The following is a 15245-nucleotide window of genomic DNA, read 5'->3' as shown; positions in this document are numbered from 1 at the left end:
AAGCCCACTGTCCGTCGGGCGGTAACCCCACATCCCGGGAGGCATGGCCACGGTGCCCGGCCGTGGGTAGCGTGACCCGCGATGAGTGAACGCACCTGGGGCTTCCGCACGCGTGCCCTGCACGCCGGGGGCACGCCCGACCCCAGCACCGGCGCGCGGGCCGTGCCGATCTACCAGACCACCAGCTTCGTGTTCGAGGACGCGACAGACGCGGCAAACCTGTTCGCGCTGCAGAAGTACGGCAACATCTACAGCCGGATCGGCAACCCGACGGTGGCCGCGTTCGAGGAACGCATCGCCAGTCTCGAAGGGGGCATCGGCGGCGTCGCGACGGCAAGCGGACAGGCGGCGGAATTCCTCACCTTCTCCGCGCTCGTCGAAGCAGGCGACCACATCGTGTCGGCCAGCGGGCTGTACGGCGGCACGGTCACCCAGCTCACCGGCACTCTCGCCCGTTTCGGCGTCGAGACGACGTTCGTCAACGGCGACGTGCAGGACTACGCGAAAGCGGTCACCGACCGGACGAAGCTGATCTACACCGAGGTCATCGGCAATCCGAGCGGGGACATCGCGGATCTGGCCGGACTGGCCGATCTGGCGCGTTCGCACGGCATTCCGCTGGTGGTCGACGCGACCCTGGCCACGCCGTACCTGTGCCGGCCGATCGAGCACGGCGCGGACATCGTCCTGCACTCGGCGACGAAGTTCCTCGGCGGGCACGGCACCACGCTCGGCGGCGTGGTCGTGGAATCGGGCACCTTCGACTGGGGCAACGGCAACTTCCCGCGGATGACCGAGACCGTCGACAGCTACGGCGGCCTCAAGTACTGGGAGAACTTCGGCGAATACGCGTTCTGCACCCGGCTGCGCGCCGAGCAGCTGCGCGACATCGGCGCGGTCCTCTCACCGCATTCGGCGTTCCTGTTGCTGCAGGGCGTGGAGACGCTGCCGCAACGCATGGACGCACACGTGGCCAACGCACGCACGGTCGCCGAGTACCTCGACGCCGACCCACGCGTCGCCTGGGTCTCCTACGCGGGGCTGCCCGGCCATCCGCACCGGGACCTGGCCGCGCGGTACCTGCCCGGCGGCCCGGGTGCGGTGTTCTCGTTCGGCGTCAAGGGCGGCCGCGCGGCGGGTGAGAAGTTCGTGGAATCGGTGGAGCTGCTGTCCCACCTGGCGAACGTCGGGGACGCACGGACGCTGGTGATCCACCCGGCGTCGACCACGCACGCGCAGCTGTCCGAAGACCAGCTGGCCGCGGCGGGCGTCGGCCCGGACCTGATCCGGCTGTCGGTGGGCCTGGAGGATGCCGAGGACCTGTTGTGGGATCTGGACCAGGCACTGGACAAGGCGGTGACCGCGTGAGCTACGACGTCGGCGCCGTCGACCGGCGGCGCATCCTGGGCCGGACGAAGTCGGTGACCGTGGTGGGTGCCTCCGCGAACCCGGCGCGCCCGAGCTTCTTCGTGGCGACCTACCTGCTGTCCTCGACCCGGTACGAGGTGAACTTCGTCAACCCGCGCCTGGACACCCTGCTCGGCAAACCGGTGTACCCGACGCTCAAGGACGTACCCGGTCAGCTCGATCTGGTCAGCGTGTTCCGCAAGCACGACGACCTCCCGGAGGTGGCCGAAGAGGTCGTCGAAGCCGGCGCCCGCACCCTGTGGCTGCAGCTCGGCCTGTGGCACGAGCCGGTTGCCGACCGGGCCCGCGCCGCGGGACTGGACGCGGTGATGAACCGCTGTGTGAAGATCGAGCACGCCCGGTTCGCCGGCGGACTGCACCTGGCCGGGTTCAACACCGGCGTGATCAGCTCACGGCGGCAGAGCGCACCCTGACCGGCACGCCCGTTCCGCTACCCGGCCGTCGCGACGAGGAATTCCTCCCCGTTCGACGTGCCCAACCCGTCCGGGCGGCCGGCGAAGTAACGCCGGTTCAGCTCGTCCGCGCTCACGTGCCGGACGTCGGAGAATCCGCACTCTCGCGCGAGAGCCAGCATTTCCTCCGGTGCGAAAAAGCTGATGAACGGGGTGCCGCCCGCCTTCGCACCTTCGACCGCGGCCGTGCGCGCCGCGCGGTCTTCCCCGGTCAGCGAGTCCAGCGGGGTCTGGAAGGTCATGGCCACCACGGTGCCGGGGGCGAACGTGGACAAGGCGCGCAGCGTCGCCGCGTTCGCTTCGCGGGTGAGGTACATGCTCACCCCGGTGGACGCGACCACCGCCGGGCGCTCGGGATCGAATCCGGCCGCCACCAACCGTTCCGGCCACTGTTGGCCGGCTTCGAAGTCCACCGGCACGAACCGGTACGGCAACGGCAGGCCGAGTTGCGCCAGCCGCGCCCGTTTCCACTCCTGGGTGCCCGGCCGGTCGATCTCGAAGACCCGCACCGCCGTGTCCTCCTCCCGCTGCGCGAACGTGTCCAGTCCGGCACCCAGCAGCACGTACTGCGTGCCCCCGGCCGCAGCCACCAGGTCCTCCACGAAACGGGTGCGCACGACGATGCTCGCCCGGACCCGCGCGGTGGCCGCCACATCCATGTCCGGCCGGGCGCGCCAGTCTTCGCCGGGGTCGGCCATCCGCAGGCCGATCTCGTCGCTGAGCACGTGCGGCGGCGCGTCGACGAGCAGGTGCAGCGCCCGCCAGAGCGCCACCCGCACCGCGGTGTGATCCGGCTCGGTCACGACGCCGCCCGCAGCACCCAGGCGCGCCCATCCGGATCGCGGACGGTCATCTCCCGTGTGCCGTAATGGGTGTCCTCGAACGGCGTGACCACGTCGAGTTCGGGATCGACGCCGGCTTCGTCCGGCACCGCGACCACCAGCGAGACCTTCGGCTCCTGGTCCCCGGGCACCTCGGCGACGAACACCGGCGGACCCGCCGGAGGGCTCAGCTGCCCGGAATTGTGGTCGGTCTCGAAATCCAGCGCGAAGCCCAGCCGCTGCAGGAACTTCGCCGACTTGCCCCAGTTGTGCGTCTCCATGAACACGGCCGTGATGCCTTCGCCCACGTCATTCGTCCTTTCCTGCCTCGGCGGCGTCCGCGAGATAAGCGCGCAACGCCGCGGTCACCAGCGCGGACAACGACTGCTCCGTTTCCACCGCCCGGTACTTGACCTGCTTGATCAACGCGACCGGCAGGTACACGTTGAACTGTTTGACCTCTTCCCCGGCCATCCTAGGATGCTAGCAACCTAGCGAGGAGCGGACAAGCCCCGGCAGGTCACCCGGGCGGGCCGTGAGAAGCTGGCCGTATGGCGAAACCCTCCGCACTCCAGATCCGGAACATCGTGGCCGCGGTGCTCATGGCCGCCGCGTTCGTGTGGAACCTGGTCATCGGAGGACCCTGGTGGGTCAGCGCGATCGTCGGGGTCGCGTGCCTGCTCTCGTCGTTCTCGGCCTATCTGAACCGGCCGAGCGCGCGAAACTAGCGCGGGCGCGAACATCAAGCCGGCGAAGAACACCAGCACGTACGACACGTCGCGGGCGAAATCCGCGGTCCGGACCGATCAGCCTGTGGTCTCCGCGAACCGCGCCGTCACGGTTTCGCGGCCGGGTCCGGTCAGTTCGCCGTGCAGGCGCAGGCGGGCCATGCCGCCGTCCGGGTAGATGTCCAGGCGGGCTTCGGTGATCTCCGGGCCTGCCGCCAGCGCGAATCGGTGGCGGGTGTCGGGCTGGAGCCGGGTGCGGGGCAGCAGCGGCACCCACTCGCCCTCGCCGGACCGGCCGCTCACCGCAGCCCAGCCCGGTGCGTTGCCCTTGAGGTTGCTCGTGTCCAGTTCGGCGAAGCGCACGATGCCCGCACCCGCGAGCCGGACGGTGACCCAGTCGTTGCCGTCGTCGCGGCGGCGGGACGTTTCCCAGCCCTCTGCCTGGTGCGCGGCCAGTCCCGGGGAGAACAGGTTGTTCGGCGACGAGTAGAACATGTTGCTGCACCCGGTCACGTACGCGCCGTTCTCCAGTGCCGCGAGGTCGAGCGCCCGCAGGTCCAGCAGCGCCGGATCGGGCACCGGCGAACCGTGCACGCGCAGCCGGGCCACGCCGCCGTCGGGATGCTGGGTGAGCCGGACGTGCGTGTAGCGCCGCGAAGACGTGACCCGATAGAAGTTCTCCGTGTCACCGGCTGCCGGTTCGTGGTCCACCAGCACTTCCCACTCGGCTTCCCGCAGCTCGTCCGCGCCCGGGTAGCCGGCCACGGCGGTGGCCGCCACGGACACGAACGGCGGGTAGTTGCCCTTGAAGAACGCCGTGTCCACCACCACGCCGGAGACCACGCCGCCGAGGCCGAGGCGCAGGATCGCGTGGTCGTCGCCGGGTTCGCGGTGCCGCCGGGTCTCCCAGCCGTCGTAGACCTGCCCCTTCGGGCCGAAGGTCTCCGCCTGGTGCACCGGCCGCCACGGGTTGACCAGGTTCTCCTTCTCCGCGAACAGTTCGTCGGTCGCCCACAGGACGGTGCCGCCGAAGCGCCGTGAGGCGAGGTCGGGCTGGACTGTCCACTCCGGACGGTCGGACACGGATTCCTCCATTGCTAGCAGTTCCCTCTCTTCAGCAGCCGCCCGGATGGCTGGTCGCCGGTCACCGGTGCCCCGCGCAGCCAGGTGCCGCGCACGACCCCGGCCAGCGGGCGCTGGTCGTAGGCACTCACCGGATTGCGGTGCGCCAGCTTCGCGACGTCCACCACGAACGCCTCGTCCGGCGCGAACACGCAGAAGTCCGCGTCGCAGCCCACCGCGAGACGTCCCTTGCGGGTCATGCCGACCTGCTCCGCCGGCCGCTGCGCCATCCAGCGCACGACGTCGGCGAGTGCGAATCCGCGAGCCCGCGCCTGGGTCCAGATCGCCGGGAGCCCGAGCTGCAGGCTGGAAATACCGCCCCAGGCCAGGCCGAAATCCCCGGTGTCGAACCGTTTCAGCTCCGGCGTGCACGGGGAATGGTCGCTCACGATCGTGTCGATCACACCGTCGGCGAGGCCCTGCCACAGCAGTTCCCGGTTGCCCGCCTCCCTGATCGGCGGACAGCACTTGAACTGTGTGGCCCCGTCGCGGATTTCCTCGGCCACGAAGCTCAGGTAATGCGGACAGGTCTCCACCGAGAGCGCCACGCCCTCGCGGCGCGCGCTCGCGATCAGCGGCAATGCGTCCGAAGAGGACAGATGCAGGACGTGCGCACGGGCACCGGTGCGCCGCGCCGCCTCGATCACCTGCGTGATGGCCAGGTTCTCGGCACCGCGCGGACGGGAGGAGAGGAAATCGGCGTACCGCTCGCCGTGCGGATCCGGCGCGGTGTCGATCGCGTCGGAATCCTCCGCGTGCACGATCATCTGCGCACCGAACGAGGCCAGCTCCCGCATCGCGGATTCCAGGCCGGCCGCATCCAGCGGCGGGAATTCGTCGACGCCGGAGTGCAGCAGGAAGCTTTTGAACCCGAACACGCCCGCGTCGTGCAGTGCGCGCAGGTCGGTCTCGTTACCGGGGATCGCACCGCCCCAGAACCCCACGTCCACGTGCACCCGGCCAGCCGCCGCCCGGCGTTTGACCTCCAGCGCGGCCACTTCGACGGTCGGCGGCAGGCTGTTGAGCGGCATGTCCACCATCGTGGTGACGCCACCGGCGGCGGCCGCACGGGTCGCCGTCTCGAAGCCCTCCCATTCGGCGCGGCCCGGATCGTTCACGTGCACATGGGTGTCGACGAGTCCCGGCAGCAGCACCTCGTCCTCGCCGAGTTCGAGCACGCGATCGCCGGGCAGATCCACGATTCCCGGTTCCACCACGGCGATCCGGCCGTCCTCGACGCCGAGCGTCACCGGCCCTTCGCCGGTCGTGCCTGCCGTATTGCCGTTGATGACCACCGCACGCGCGGCGCGCACCACGAGATCCATCTGGGCGCACACTCCTCACCCGGGCACCGGCGGCGCCCGGTTATTTCACGTTACGGAAGGACAGTTTCGCCAAACGAGATTAACCACGCCGTTCGCGGCTCGTCAACGCCGCGCCCTCCACGTTACGGTCAGCGGGTGGAGTTGGAAGCCGAGTTCACCAGCGAACCGTTCCGCGGCGAAGGTGCCCCGCCGGAGCACGCGGTCCGCGCCCGTGACGCGGCGGTCGAAGCCGGGCTCGACACCGACTTCGGCCCGCTCGGCACGCTCGCCAGGGGCAGCGCGGACGAGCTGATGCAGTCGCTGCCCGCCATCGCGCGGGCCGCGCTCGAAGGCGGCGCCACCCGGGTCACCTTGCAGCTGCGCCGCACCGACGAACCCGAGCCCGCCCCGCCGGCCGAGCTGAACGGCGCACTGTCGCGGCTGATCGCCGACGTGGAACGCGAACTGGGCGCGAAACTGGGTGAACTGGACCGCCCCGGCAAACAGCGTGCGGTACGGCTGTTGCGTGAGCGTGGCGCCTTCAACCTGCGGAAATCGGTGTCCGCGGTGGCCGAGACGCTCGGCGTCACGCGCTTCACCGTCTACAACTACCTCAACCGTGAAGCAGACTGACCAGGGCATTCAACAAAATGTTGACGGCCGGGCAGCGCCGCCGTACGGTCAGCGGAACACCCAGCTCCCCCGCCGCGAGGAGATCCCGTGCCACTCGCACTCGCCGAGTTCAACTCCGCCGAAGCCGCCGAAATCCGGCCGGCGCTCGCGGCCTGTCTTGCCGTGCCCCGCTGGGTCGACGCCGTGCTCAGCGGCCGCCCGTACCCCGATTTCGCCGCTCTCCGCGCGGCCGCCGAGAACGCCACGCCACTGCGCCGGGACGAAATCCAGGCAGCCATCGCCGCACACCCCAGGATCGGGGAACGGCCGGGGAACGCGGGCACCGCGGCGGAGTGGTCGCGGTCCGAACAGTCCGGTGTGGACAACGCAGACGAGTTCGCCGCTGCCAATGCCGAGTACGAAGCCCGTTTCGGCCACGTTTTCCTGGTGTGCGCCGATGGCCGCAGCGGTGCCGAACTGCTGGCGAACCTGCGTGCGCGGCTGGCCAACGATCCGCAGTCCGAACTGGACGTGGCAGGCGCCGAACTGGCGAAGATCGCGCAGCTGCGCCTGACGAAAGCGGTGACCGTATGAGCCTGGTGACCACCCACGTCCTCGACACCGCCGCCGGGAAGCCCGCCGCCGGCATCCCGGTGCGGCTCGAACACGAAGCCACCCTGCTCGCCCAAGGCGTGACCGACGCCGACGGCCGCATCCGCGACCTCGGCCCGGACACCCTCGAACCCGGCCGCTACCGGCTCGTCTTCGACACTGCCGCACACCTGGGCCCGGAGGCGTTCTTCCCCGAGGTGACGATCGCCTTCCGGATTTCCGACGGCACCGCGCACCACCATGTGCCGGTCCTGCTGAGCCCGTTCGCCTACTCGACCTACCGTGGCAGCTGAAAGGGAACTGACGTGGGAATTTCCTTGGGTCCCAACCAATACGGCAAGGCCGAGGTCCGGCTCGTCACGGTGCGCCGCGAAGGCGCGGTGCACCACCTGCGCGACCTCACCGTGTCCAGTGCACTACGCGGCGACCTGACCGAAACCCACCTCACCGGCGACAACTCCGCGGTGCTGGCCACCGACACGCAGAAGAACACCGTGTACGCCTTCGCCAAACGACAAGACGTGGGCGAGATCGAAGACTTCGCACTACGTCTTGGCCGGCATTTCGTGCGCACGCAGGAAAAGATCACCAGCGCGCGGATCACGATCGCCGAGCACGGCTGGGACCGCATCCCGGTGGACGGCGTCCCGCACGACCACGCGTTCAGCCGCTCCGGCGACGAACGCCGCACCACCACCGTGACCGTACAGGCGGACCGCGCGTGGGTGGTGTCCGGTGTGGACGGCCTGGTGGTGCTGAAGTCCGCGGGTTCGGAGTTCCACGGCTTCCCCCGCGACGAGTACACCACCCTCGCCGAAACCGACGACCGCATTCTCGCCACCGCCGTCACCGCGCGGTGGCGTTATCAGGGCGACAGCGGGATCGACTGGGCGAAGAGCCACCGCGAGATCAAGGCGACGATGCTGGAGACGTTCGCCACCAAGCACAGCCTTTCGTTGCAGCAGACCCTGTATGCGATGGGCGAAGCCGTGCTGCGGGCACGGCCGGAGGTCGCCGAGGTTCGGCTGTCCCTGCCGAACAAACACCACTTCCTCGTCGATCTGAGCCCGTTCGGCCTCGAAAACCACAATGAGGTGTTCTACGCCGCGGACCGCCCGTACGGCCTCATCGAAGGCTCTGCGGTCCGTGACGAAGCCGAAGAGCCCGGCCCGGCCTGGACCGACGCCGTGCTCTAGCCCCGAGTCCCCACCGGGAGAGCGCATGTCAGCAAAGCAACGACCCGCTCCGCATCCCGTCGACGCAGCTCCCCCGCTGCCGCAGCTCGTGCTCGGCGGAATACAGCATGTCGCGGCCATGTACGCGGGCGTGGTCGCCCCGCCACTGGTGATCGGCGCCGCGGTCGGGCTCGCCCCGGGACAGCTGGCGCTGCTGATCAGCGCCGCACTGTTCACCGCGGGACTGGCCACCCTGCTGCAGACCCTCGGGTTCTGGCGGTTCGGCGCCCGGCTGCCGCTGGTCAACGGCGTCACGTTCGCGGCTGTCGCGCCGATCCTGTCCATCGCGGCCCAGCACCACTCCGGCAACGCGCTGGGCGTGGTCTACGGTGCGACGCTGGCCGGCGGCGTGTTCGTGGTGCTGGCCGCGCCGTTCTTTTCCAGACTCACCCGATTCTTCCCGCCGGTGGTGACCGGGACCGTCATCACGCTCATCGGGATCTCGCTGCTTCCGGTGGCCGTGCAGTGGATTTCCGCGCAGCGGCAGGCGGCCCGGCCGTCCGGTCTGCTGCTCGCCGGCGTCACGCTCGTCGCAGTGCTGGTGTTCACCCGGTTCCTGCGCGGGTTCTGGAGCCGGATCGCGCTGCTGCTCGGGCTGATCACCGGCACGCTCGTGGCGTGGCCGATGGGCCAGGTCGACTCGTCGACCCTGCGGCAGGCCCCGGTGTTCGGCATTGCGTCGCCGTTCCACTTCGGCACCCCGCAGTTCGACCTGGCCGCAATCGTCTCGATGTTCATCGTGATGCTCGTGATCATGGCCGAAAGCACCGCCGACCTGCTGGCCCTCGGTGAGATCGTCGGCCGCCCGACCACCAGCCGCACGCTGGCCGACGGACTGCGCGCAGACGGTCTGGCCACCGCGGTCGGCACTGTCTTCGGCGGCTTCGCCTGTACGGCGTTCGCCCAGAACATCGGGCTGGTCGGGCTCACCCGGATGTACAGCCGCTACGTGGTGGCGGCGAGCGGGGTGGTGCTCGTGCTGCTGGGCGCGTTCCCGATCACCGGCGGGATCATCGCGCTGGTACCGCAGCCGGTGCTCGGCGGCGCCGGGCTGGTGCTGTTCGGCAGCGTCGCGGTGAGCGGCGTGCGGACCTTGGCGAAGGCGTCGTTCGAGCATCCGGCGAACGTCGCGACGGTCGCCGCGGCACTCGGCGTCGGGCTGATCCCGATCGCGATGCCCGGCTTCTACTCGGAGTTCCCGGCGGCACTGCAGGTCGTACTCAACTCGGGGATCAGCGCGGGCTGTGTCACCGCGGTGGTGCTGAATCTGGTGTTCGGACCTCGTTTGATAGAACGCTCTACCACGAAAGAGCTATCCTCGGTGTCGTGACAGGAACCAAGGACCGCATCCTCGCTGCCGGCTCCGAACTGTTCCGCCACGGCGGCTACAGCGGCACGGGCGTGAAGCAGATCGTGGAAAAGGCCGGCGCCCCGTTCGGCTCGCTGTACCACTTCTTCCCCGGCGGCAAGGAACAGCTGGGCGAGCAGGTCTTGCGCACCTCGGGTATGGAGTACCTCCAGCTCGTCGACCTGTTCCTCACCCCGGCCCCGGACCTGATCAGCGGGATCGAGGCGTATTTCGCGGCAGGCGTGAACGTGCTGCTGGAGACCGACTACGTCGAGGGCTGCCCGATCGCGACCGTCGCGCTCGAAGTGGCGACCACGAACGAGGTGCTGCGCAAGGCGACCGCCGACGTGTTCACCGCCTGGATCGACGCGGGCACCGAGAAACTCGCGATCTTCGGCCTTCCCCCGGAGGCCGCGCGCACCCTCACCATCTCGCTGATCAACAGCCTGGAGGGCGCGTTCGTCCTGTCCCGTTCGATGCGCTCGACAGAACCGATGGCCGTCGCGGGCGCCTCCGTGGTGGACGTCGCCCGCCGGCTGCTGGCAGAACTCGGCCAGGACGGGAAGAAGCAGGCTGCTTAGACCGACTCCCATTCGGGGTTGCTGTGGGTCAGTACATCCAGTTTGCTCGCGTGGCGGTGGACAGGTGCCGGCCCGTCGTCGGACCGTGTTGCGGCAGGTCTGGTAGTCGTAGCCCGTTGTCGGGGTGCAGCCAGCCTGGCCGCCCCGCCGCCGTTACGCCCGGACGGTCTGTACCGCTTCGGCGACGCCGCGGAGGGTGTCGATCGGATCGTCTCCCAGCGGGTAGATGCCGACGTGGTCCGCGCCGGCGTCCAGGTGCGCGACGATGCCCGCCGCCACCGTGGTGGGGGCACCGTGCAGTACGAGCGCGTCGATGAGGCGGTCGCTGCCGGAATCGGCGAGGTCGTGGTCGGTGAAGCCGAGCCGGCGCAGGTTGCTCGCGTAGTTGGCGACCTGCAGACCGGTTCCGACGGGTGCGGACCGGGCGATCTCGCGGGCCCGCGCCGCGTCCGGTTCCGGTATCGCGAAGTGGCCGGGCAGCAGCAGTTTGCCCGCGCCGAGAATCGCTCTGGCCCGCCGGGTGTGCTCGGGCGTGACCATGCACGGGACGGACCCGGCAGTGCGGTCTCTCGCCAGCCGCAGCATCCTCGGGCCGAGCGCGGCCAGTACCACCCGGTCGGACGGCACACCGGCCGCGGTCAGCTCGTCCACGTAGGCGGCGAGCGTCTGGTAGGGCGAGGCGTATTCGGTGTGCACCTCGCGATGCCCGATCCCCACGCCGAGGAGGAACCGATCGGGATACCTGGCCACGATCCGGTGGTAGGAGGCGGCGACGGCGTTCGCTTCGGCAGTCCACACGTTCACCACGCTCGTTGCCACGACCAGCTCGGTGGTGGCGTCGAGCAGTTGCTCCGCGAGGGCGAGATCGGCCGGTGGTGAAGCGTCCAGCCACAGCGTGCCGTAGCCGGCTTTCTCCACCTGCACAGCCTTTTCGGGACTCACTTCGTGCTCACGCAGGTGTGCGCCGAGCAAACCCGGTTCGATGCTCATGCGACGAGTCCAGCACGGCACGCCGCGGGGCACCAGGGGCAAAGACCACGCGCAACGATCAGCCATCGTGATCGTTGCCGCTCTCAGGTTCCGGTGAGGTGCTCCGGACGCACCGGCACCCGGGACAACGCCAGCCCGGTCGCCGCGCGGATCGCGGCCACGATCGCCGGGGTCGAGGAGATCGTGGGTGGCTCGCCGACGCCGCGCAGACCGTACGGGGCATGCGGATCGGGGCGTTCCAGCACGTCGATCGACATCGGGGGCATGTCCAGCACGGTCGGGATCAGGTAGTCGGTGAACGACGGATTGCGTACTTTCCCGTCCACCACCTGGATTTCCTCCATCACCGCCAGGCCGAGGCCCTGCGCCGAACCACCCTGGATCTGACCGAGCACCGCCTGCGGGTTCATCGCCTTGCCCACGTCCTGCGCACAGTCCAGCTGCACCACCTTCACCAAGCCCAGCTCCACGTCCACGTCGACCACCGCGCGGTGCGCAGCGAAGCCGTACTGCACGTGGGCGTCGCCCTGACCGGTCTCCGGGTCCAGCGTGGCGGTCGGCCGGTGCCGCCATTCCGCCGTCTCGTCGAACTGCTTCTCCCCCAGCACCGAAAGCAGGTCCGCGACGACCTCGCCACCGGTGGACAGCAGTTTCCCGCCGGTCAGCCGGGTCTGGGGCGCCAGCGCGGCATGGTCCAGCAACCGCGCCCGGACCAAGGCGCACGCTGCGCGCACCGCTCCCCCGGTGACGTAGGTCTGCCGGGACGCCGAGGTGGATCCGCCGTTGCCGATCGAGGTGTCCATCGGCAGCACCGTCACCTGCTCCACGCCCAGCTCGGTGCGCACGATCTGCTGCAGCACCGTGACCAGGCCCTGGCCGACCTCGCAGGCAGCAGTCTGCACCGTGGCGGCCGCCTCACCACCGACCGCCTGCAGCCGCACGCGGGCCGTCGAGTAGTCGTCGAAACCTTCGGAGAAGCAGATGTTCTTGATTCCCACCGCATAACCGACCCCGCGCAGCACGCCCTCGCCATGCGTGGTGTTGGAGATGCCACCCGGCAGATCCCGCAGATCAGTGCCCCGTTCCGCGGGCAACGGCTTGTCCCGCACGCGCTCCAGCAGCTCGACGACCGGCGCCGCGGAATCCACGAGCTGACCGGTCGGCATGACCGAGCCCTCGCGCATCGCGTTGCGTATCCGGATCTCCACCGGATCGAGACCGCACGCCTCGGCCAGTTTGTCCATTTGCGACTCGTAACCGAAAGCCGCCTGTACCGCACCGAAACCGCGCATCGCCCCGCACGGCGGATTGTTCGTGTAGGTGCCCCAGCAATCCACCGACACGTTGTCCACTGTGTACGGACCGACACCGAGCGTGGCGGCGTTCGCCACCACGGCACCGGTGGACGAGGCATAGGCGCCGCCGTCGAGGAAGATTCGCGCACGGACGTACACCAGCCGGCCGGCACGGGTGGCGCCGTGTTCGTAGTACATCTTCGCGGGATGCCGGTGCACGTGGCCGTAGAAGGATTCCTCGCGGTGATAGACCATCTTCACCGGCTTGCCGGTGTGCAACGCCAGCAGGCAGGCGTGCACCTGCATCGACAAGTCTTCCCGGCCGCCGAACGCACCGCCGACCCCGCCCAGGGTGAGCCGCACCTTCTCCACCGGAAGCCCCAGTGCAGCCACGATCTGCTGCTGGTCGACGTGCAGCCACTGCGTCGCCACGTACAGATCGACGCCGCCCACCGTGTCCGGCACCGCGAGCCCGGATTCCGGACCGAGGAAGGCCTGGTCCTGCATACCGACCTCGTACACCCCGGACACCACGACGTCCGCCGCCACCTCGGCCGAGCCACGCCGGATCGGCACGTGGCGCACCACATTGCCTCCGGAGTGCAGCTCGGCACCTTCGCCGGCGACGGCCGCTTCGGAATCGGTGACCGGTGTCAGTTCCTCGTAGTTCACCTTGATCCGTTTCACCGCACGCCTCGCGGTCTCCGGATGGTCAGCGGCCACGAGCGCGACCGGTTCACCTTGGTAGCGCACGACTTCGTCGGCAAGGACCGGCTGGTCGGCATGCTCCAGGCCGTAGCGGTTCAAGCCCGGCACGTCCTCGTGGGTCAGCACCGCGTGCACACCCGGCACCTTCAGCGCTTCGGTGAGGTCGATGCCGGCGATGCGCGCGTACGGGTGCGGGCTGCGCAGCGTGAGGCCCCACAGCATGCCCTCGTGCCACAGGTCCGAGGCGTACGCGAATTCGCCGCGCACCTTCACCGTGCCGTCCGGCCGGGCCGCGTTCGCGCCGATGCCGTTCGCGGTGCCCGTCGCCCGTTCCGTCGTCGTCATCGGTCCTCCCGAAGCCGCGCGCTCGCGTCCGCCAGCTCGCGGGCGATCGCAGACTCGTCCGCCTCTTTCAGCCGGCCCCGCTCCACCACCGTCTTCCCGCCGACGAAGAGCCGGAACAACGGCGGTGTCGCGGCCAGCACGAGCGCTGCCACCGGGTCGTCGATGCCCGCGTGGTTCAGCCCGGACAGGTCCCACACCGCCAGATCCGCGAGCTTGCCTGCCTCCAGCGACCCCAGGTCGCGCTCTCGGCCGAGGCAGCGTGCACCGCCCATCGTGCCGAGCCACAGCGCTTCCCTGGTGGTGAGTGCCGTGGGCCCGCCGCGTTGCCGGGCCTGCAGCAACGCCTGGTGCAGCTCCTCGCCGAGCCCGCCGGACTCGCTGGACGCCGCGCCGTCGGCCCCCAGCCCCACCGGCGCACCCGCGTCGAGCAGGTCACGCACCGGCGCGATCCCGCTGCCCAACCGGCCGTTCGACGTCGGACAGTGCGCGGAACCGGTGCCGGTGGCGCCGAAGCGACGCACTGCGTCCGAGGCGAGGTGCACGGTGTGCGCCAGCCACACGTCCGCGCCGAGCCAGCCCAGCTTGTCTGCGTACTCGGCGGGCGTGCTGCCGGTCTCGGCCAGGCACTGGCGTTCCTCGTCCAGCGTCTCGGCGAGGTGCGTGTGCAGCCGGACCCCCTTGCGCCGGGCCAGTTCCGCGGCACCGGTCATCAGCCGCTCGGTGACCGTGAACGGCGAGCACGGGCCGGCCGCGATCTGCAGGTGCGCACCGGGATCGCCGTCGTGGAAGCGGTCGATCGCGGCTTCGGTGCCGAGCAGCGCGTCCTCGGTGCTCTCCACGAGCCGGTCCGGCGGAAGCCCGCCGTCGGACGCACCGCGGTCCATCGAACCGCGCACGAGGTGCAGCCGGACCCCGATCCGCTGCCGCGCGGCAACCAGCGCCGCCACCTGGTCCCCGCCGTCGGCCGGGAACACGTAGTGGTGATCGGCCACCGTCGTGCAACCGGTCAGCGCCAGCCGCGCCATCCCCGCGGCGCCCGCGGCGTGCGTGCTCTCCGCGTCCAGCCGTGCCCACACCGGGTACAGCGACACGAGCCACTCGAACAGGGTGTGATCGGCGGCGAGCCCGCGGGTGGCCCACTGGTAGAGGTGGTGGTGGGTGTTCACCAGGCCCGGCGTGACGAGGCAGCCTGCCGCGTCCACCCGTTCGTCGGCCTCCCCGGTGAACGCACCCTCGCCCACCGCGGCGATGCGGTCGTTCTCGATCAGCACGTGCCCGCTGCGGTATTCCGGACCGCTCACCGTGGCGATCGCGGCGTTCTGGAGAACCGTCCTCATGCGACGCCGCCGTTGGCGGCCATCCGCACGGCGTCCAGGATCTTCTCGTATCCCGTGCACCGGCAGAGGTTTCCGGCCAGCGCCTCGCGGATCTCCGCGTCGCTGGGCCGATCCACCCGGCTGAGCAGGTCGTGCGCGGCAACGACGAGACCGGGGGTGCAGAACCCGCACTGCACTGCCCCGGCGTCCACGAAGGACTGCTGTACCGGGTCGAGCCGGTCACCGTCGGCAAGACCTTCCACGGTACGTACCACACGACCCTCCGCCTGCCCCGCCGCAACCAGACACGAACACACCGGCACACCATCGAGATACACCGTGCACGAA

18 protein-coding genes are annotated in these 15245 nt (G+C 69.9%); 9 read left to right on the top strand and 9 right to left on the bottom strand.

Annotation, left to right across the window (positions count from 1 at the left end):
• The first annotated feature begins 81 nt into the window (after nt 1-81).
• Nucleotides 82-1368, top strand: coding sequence for an O-acetylhomoserine aminocarboxypropyltransferase/cysteine synthase family protein (locus ABD793_RS35645; RefSeq protein ID WP_344867801.1), 1287 nt, complete (start codon nt 82-84; stop codon nt 1366-1368).
• Nucleotides 1365-1841 (top strand): CoA-binding protein, encoded by a 477-nt coding sequence (locus tag ABD793_RS35640; RefSeq protein ID WP_344867800.1) that lies wholly within the window; start codon nt 1365-1367, stop codon nt 1839-1841. Before ABD793_RS35645 ends, ABD793_RS35640 begins: the two co-directional genes overlap by 4 nt.
• Nucleotides 1842-1858: 17 nt before the next feature.
• Here the strand turns inward: ABD793_RS35640 and ABD793_RS35635 are convergent, their stop codons facing one another.
• The 3 genes from ABD793_RS35635 to ABD793_RS35625 are packed head-to-tail and all read right to left on the bottom strand — an operon-like array spanning nt 1859 to nt 3175.
• The gene (locus ABD793_RS35635) at nt 1859-2683 is read right to left on the bottom strand and encodes a class I SAM-dependent methyltransferase (RefSeq protein ID WP_344867799.1); all 825 of its coding nucleotides are present in this window, start codon (nt 2681-2683) and stop codon (nt 1859-1861) included.
• Entirely contained in the window at nt 2680-3009 is a 330-nt protein-coding gene (locus ABD793_RS35630) for a VOC family protein (RefSeq protein WP_344867797.1), read from the bottom strand. The genes ABD793_RS35635 and ABD793_RS35630 overlap by 4 nt, the downstream gene beginning before the upstream one ends.
• Before the next feature lies 1 nt (nt 3010).
• Entirely contained in the window at nt 3011-3175 is a 165-nt protein-coding gene (locus ABD793_RS35625) for a CopG family transcriptional regulator (protein ID WP_344867795.1), read from the bottom strand.
• 77 nt (nt 3176-3252) lie between these two features.
• On the opposite strand from ABD793_RS35625, the gene ABD793_RS35620 reads away from it, so the two are divergent.
• The gene (locus ABD793_RS35620; protein ID WP_344867794.1) at nt 3253-3429 is read left to right on the top strand and encodes a hypothetical protein; all 177 of its coding nucleotides are present in this window, start codon (nt 3253-3255) and stop codon (nt 3427-3429) included.
• 78 nt (nt 3430-3507) lie between these two features.
• Here ABD793_RS35620 and alc read toward each other — a convergent pair whose 3' ends face one another.
• On the bottom strand, nt 3508-4524 hold the full coding sequence (gene alc / locus ABD793_RS35615) for an allantoicase (protein ID WP_344867793.1): 1017 nt from the start codon (nt 4522-4524) through the stop codon (nt 3508-3510).
• A gap of 2 nt (nt 4525-4526) precedes the next feature.
• The gene (gene allB, locus ABD793_RS35610; protein WP_344867792.1) at nt 4527-5876 is read right to left on the bottom strand and encodes an allantoinase AllB; all 1350 of its coding nucleotides are present in this window, start codon (nt 5874-5876) and stop codon (nt 4527-4529) included.
• Between the two features lie 135 nt (nt 5877-6011).
• Here allB and ABD793_RS35605 point away from each other — a divergent pair, with 135 nt between their 5' ends.
• The 6 genes from ABD793_RS35605 (at nt 6012) to ABD793_RS35580 (ending at nt 10243) form a co-directional block, all read left to right on the top strand.
• The gene (locus tag ABD793_RS35605; RefSeq protein WP_344867790.1) at nt 6012-6488 is read left to right on the top strand and encodes a helix-turn-helix domain-containing protein; all 477 of its coding nucleotides are present in this window, start codon (nt 6012-6014) and stop codon (nt 6486-6488) included.
• 87 nt (nt 6489-6575) lie between these two features.
• Nucleotides 6576-7061, top strand: a complete 486-nt coding sequence (uraD, locus tag ABD793_RS35600) for a 2-oxo-4-hydroxy-4-carboxy-5-ureidoimidazoline decarboxylase (RefSeq protein ID WP_344867788.1) — start codon at nt 6576-6578, stop codon at nt 7059-7061.
• Nucleotides 7058-7372 (top strand): hydroxyisourate hydrolase, encoded by a 315-nt coding sequence (gene uraH / locus ABD793_RS35595; RefSeq protein ID WP_344867786.1) that lies wholly within the window; start codon nt 7058-7060, stop codon nt 7370-7372. The genes uraD and uraH overlap by 4 nt, the downstream gene beginning before the upstream one ends.
• 12 nt (nt 7373-7384) lie before the next feature.
• The gene (gene pucL, locus ABD793_RS35590; protein WP_344867784.1) at nt 7385-8275 is read left to right on the top strand and encodes a factor-independent urate hydroxylase; all 891 of its coding nucleotides are present in this window, start codon (nt 7385-7387) and stop codon (nt 8273-8275) included.
• 25 nt (nt 8276-8300) lie between these two features.
• A complete protein-coding gene (locus ABD793_RS35585; protein ID WP_344867783.1) occupies nt 8301-9644 on the top strand; it encodes a nucleobase:cation symporter-2 family protein in 1344 nt (447 codons plus the stop codon).
• Nucleotides 9641-10243 carry a TetR/AcrR family transcriptional regulator gene (locus ABD793_RS35580; RefSeq protein WP_344867782.1) on the top strand — a complete coding sequence of 201 codons (603 nt, stop codon included), beginning with the start codon at nt 9641-9643 and terminating at the stop codon, nt 10241-10243. Before ABD793_RS35585 ends, ABD793_RS35580 begins: the two co-directional genes overlap by 4 nt.
• A 153-nt stretch (nt 10244-10396) precedes the next feature.
• Here the strand turns inward: ABD793_RS35580 and ABD793_RS35575 are convergent, their stop codons facing one another.
• From ABD793_RS35575 to ABD793_RS35560, 4 genes are all read right to left on the bottom strand, one after another.
• The gene (locus ABD793_RS35575; RefSeq protein ID WP_344867781.1) at nt 10397-11233 is read right to left on the bottom strand and encodes a TIGR03620 family F420-dependent LLM class oxidoreductase; all 837 of its coding nucleotides are present in this window, start codon (nt 11231-11233) and stop codon (nt 10397-10399) included.
• A gap of 83 nt (nt 11234-11316) precedes the next feature.
• Nucleotides 11317-13581: a xanthine dehydrogenase subunit D gene (gene pucD / locus ABD793_RS35570; protein ID WP_344867780.1), complete on the bottom strand. Its 2265-nt coding sequence runs from the start codon at nt 13579-13581 to the stop codon at nt 11317-11319.
• The gene (locus tag ABD793_RS35565) at nt 13578-14918 is read right to left on the bottom strand and encodes an 8-oxoguanine deaminase (protein ID WP_344867778.1); all 1341 of its coding nucleotides are present in this window, start codon (nt 14916-14918) and stop codon (nt 13578-13580) included. Before ABD793_RS35565 ends, pucD begins: the two co-directional genes overlap by 4 nt.
• A partial coding sequence (locus tag ABD793_RS35560) for a (2Fe-2S)-binding protein (RefSeq protein ID WP_344867777.1) occupies nt 14915-15245 on the bottom strand: 331 nt, incomplete at its 5' end. The genes ABD793_RS35565 and ABD793_RS35560, both read right to left, overlap by 4 nt.

This window comes from Amycolatopsis ultiminotia, assembly GCF_039536925.1.
GTDB lineage: Bacteria > Actinomycetota > Actinomycetes > Mycobacteriales > Pseudonocardiaceae > Amycolatopsis > Amycolatopsis ultiminotia.
The sequence above is the reverse complement of the archived record's forward strand: the minus strand, read 5'-3'. Positions and strand labels throughout refer to the sequence as shown.

What these genes read in the sequence shown, in the direction of transcription:
- allB (WP_344867792.1), bottom strand. Translation starts at nt 5,876, where the DNA reads ATGGATCTCGTGGTGCGCGCCGCGCGTGCGGTGGTCATCAACGGCAAT.
- ABD793_RS35645 (WP_344867801.1), top strand. Translation starts at nt 82, where the DNA reads ATGAGTGAACGCACCTGGGGCTTCCGCACGCGTGCCCTGCACGCCGGG.
- uraH (WP_344867786.1), top strand. Translation starts at nt 7,058, where the DNA reads ATGAGCCTGGTGACCACCCACGTCCTCGACACCGCCGCCGGGAAGCCC.
- pucD (WP_344867780.1), bottom strand. Translation starts at nt 13,581, where the DNA reads ATGACGACGACGGAACGGGCGACGGGCACCGCGAACGGCATCGGCGCG.
- ABD793_RS35575 (WP_344867781.1), bottom strand. Translation starts at nt 11,233, where the DNA reads ATGAGCATCGAACCGGGTTTGCTCGGCGCACACCTGCGTGAGCACGAA.
- ABD793_RS35625 (WP_344867795.1), bottom strand. Translation starts at nt 3,175, where the DNA reads ATGGCCGGGGAAGAGGTCAAACAGTTCAACGTGTACCTGCCGGTCGCG.
- ABD793_RS35585 (WP_344867783.1), top strand. Translation starts at nt 8,301, where the DNA reads ATGTCAGCAAAGCAACGACCCGCTCCGCATCCCGTCGACGCAGCTCCC.
- ABD793_RS35620 (WP_344867794.1), top strand. Translation starts at nt 3,253, where the DNA reads ATGGCGAAACCCTCCGCACTCCAGATCCGGAACATCGTGGCCGCGGTG.
- alc (WP_344867793.1), bottom strand. Translation starts at nt 4,524, where the DNA reads ATGGAGGAATCCGTGTCCGACCGTCCGGAGTGGACAGTCCAGCCCGAC.
- ABD793_RS35565 (WP_344867778.1), bottom strand. Translation starts at nt 14,918, where the DNA reads ATGAGGACGGTTCTCCAGAACGCCGCGATCGCCACGGTGAGCGGTCCG.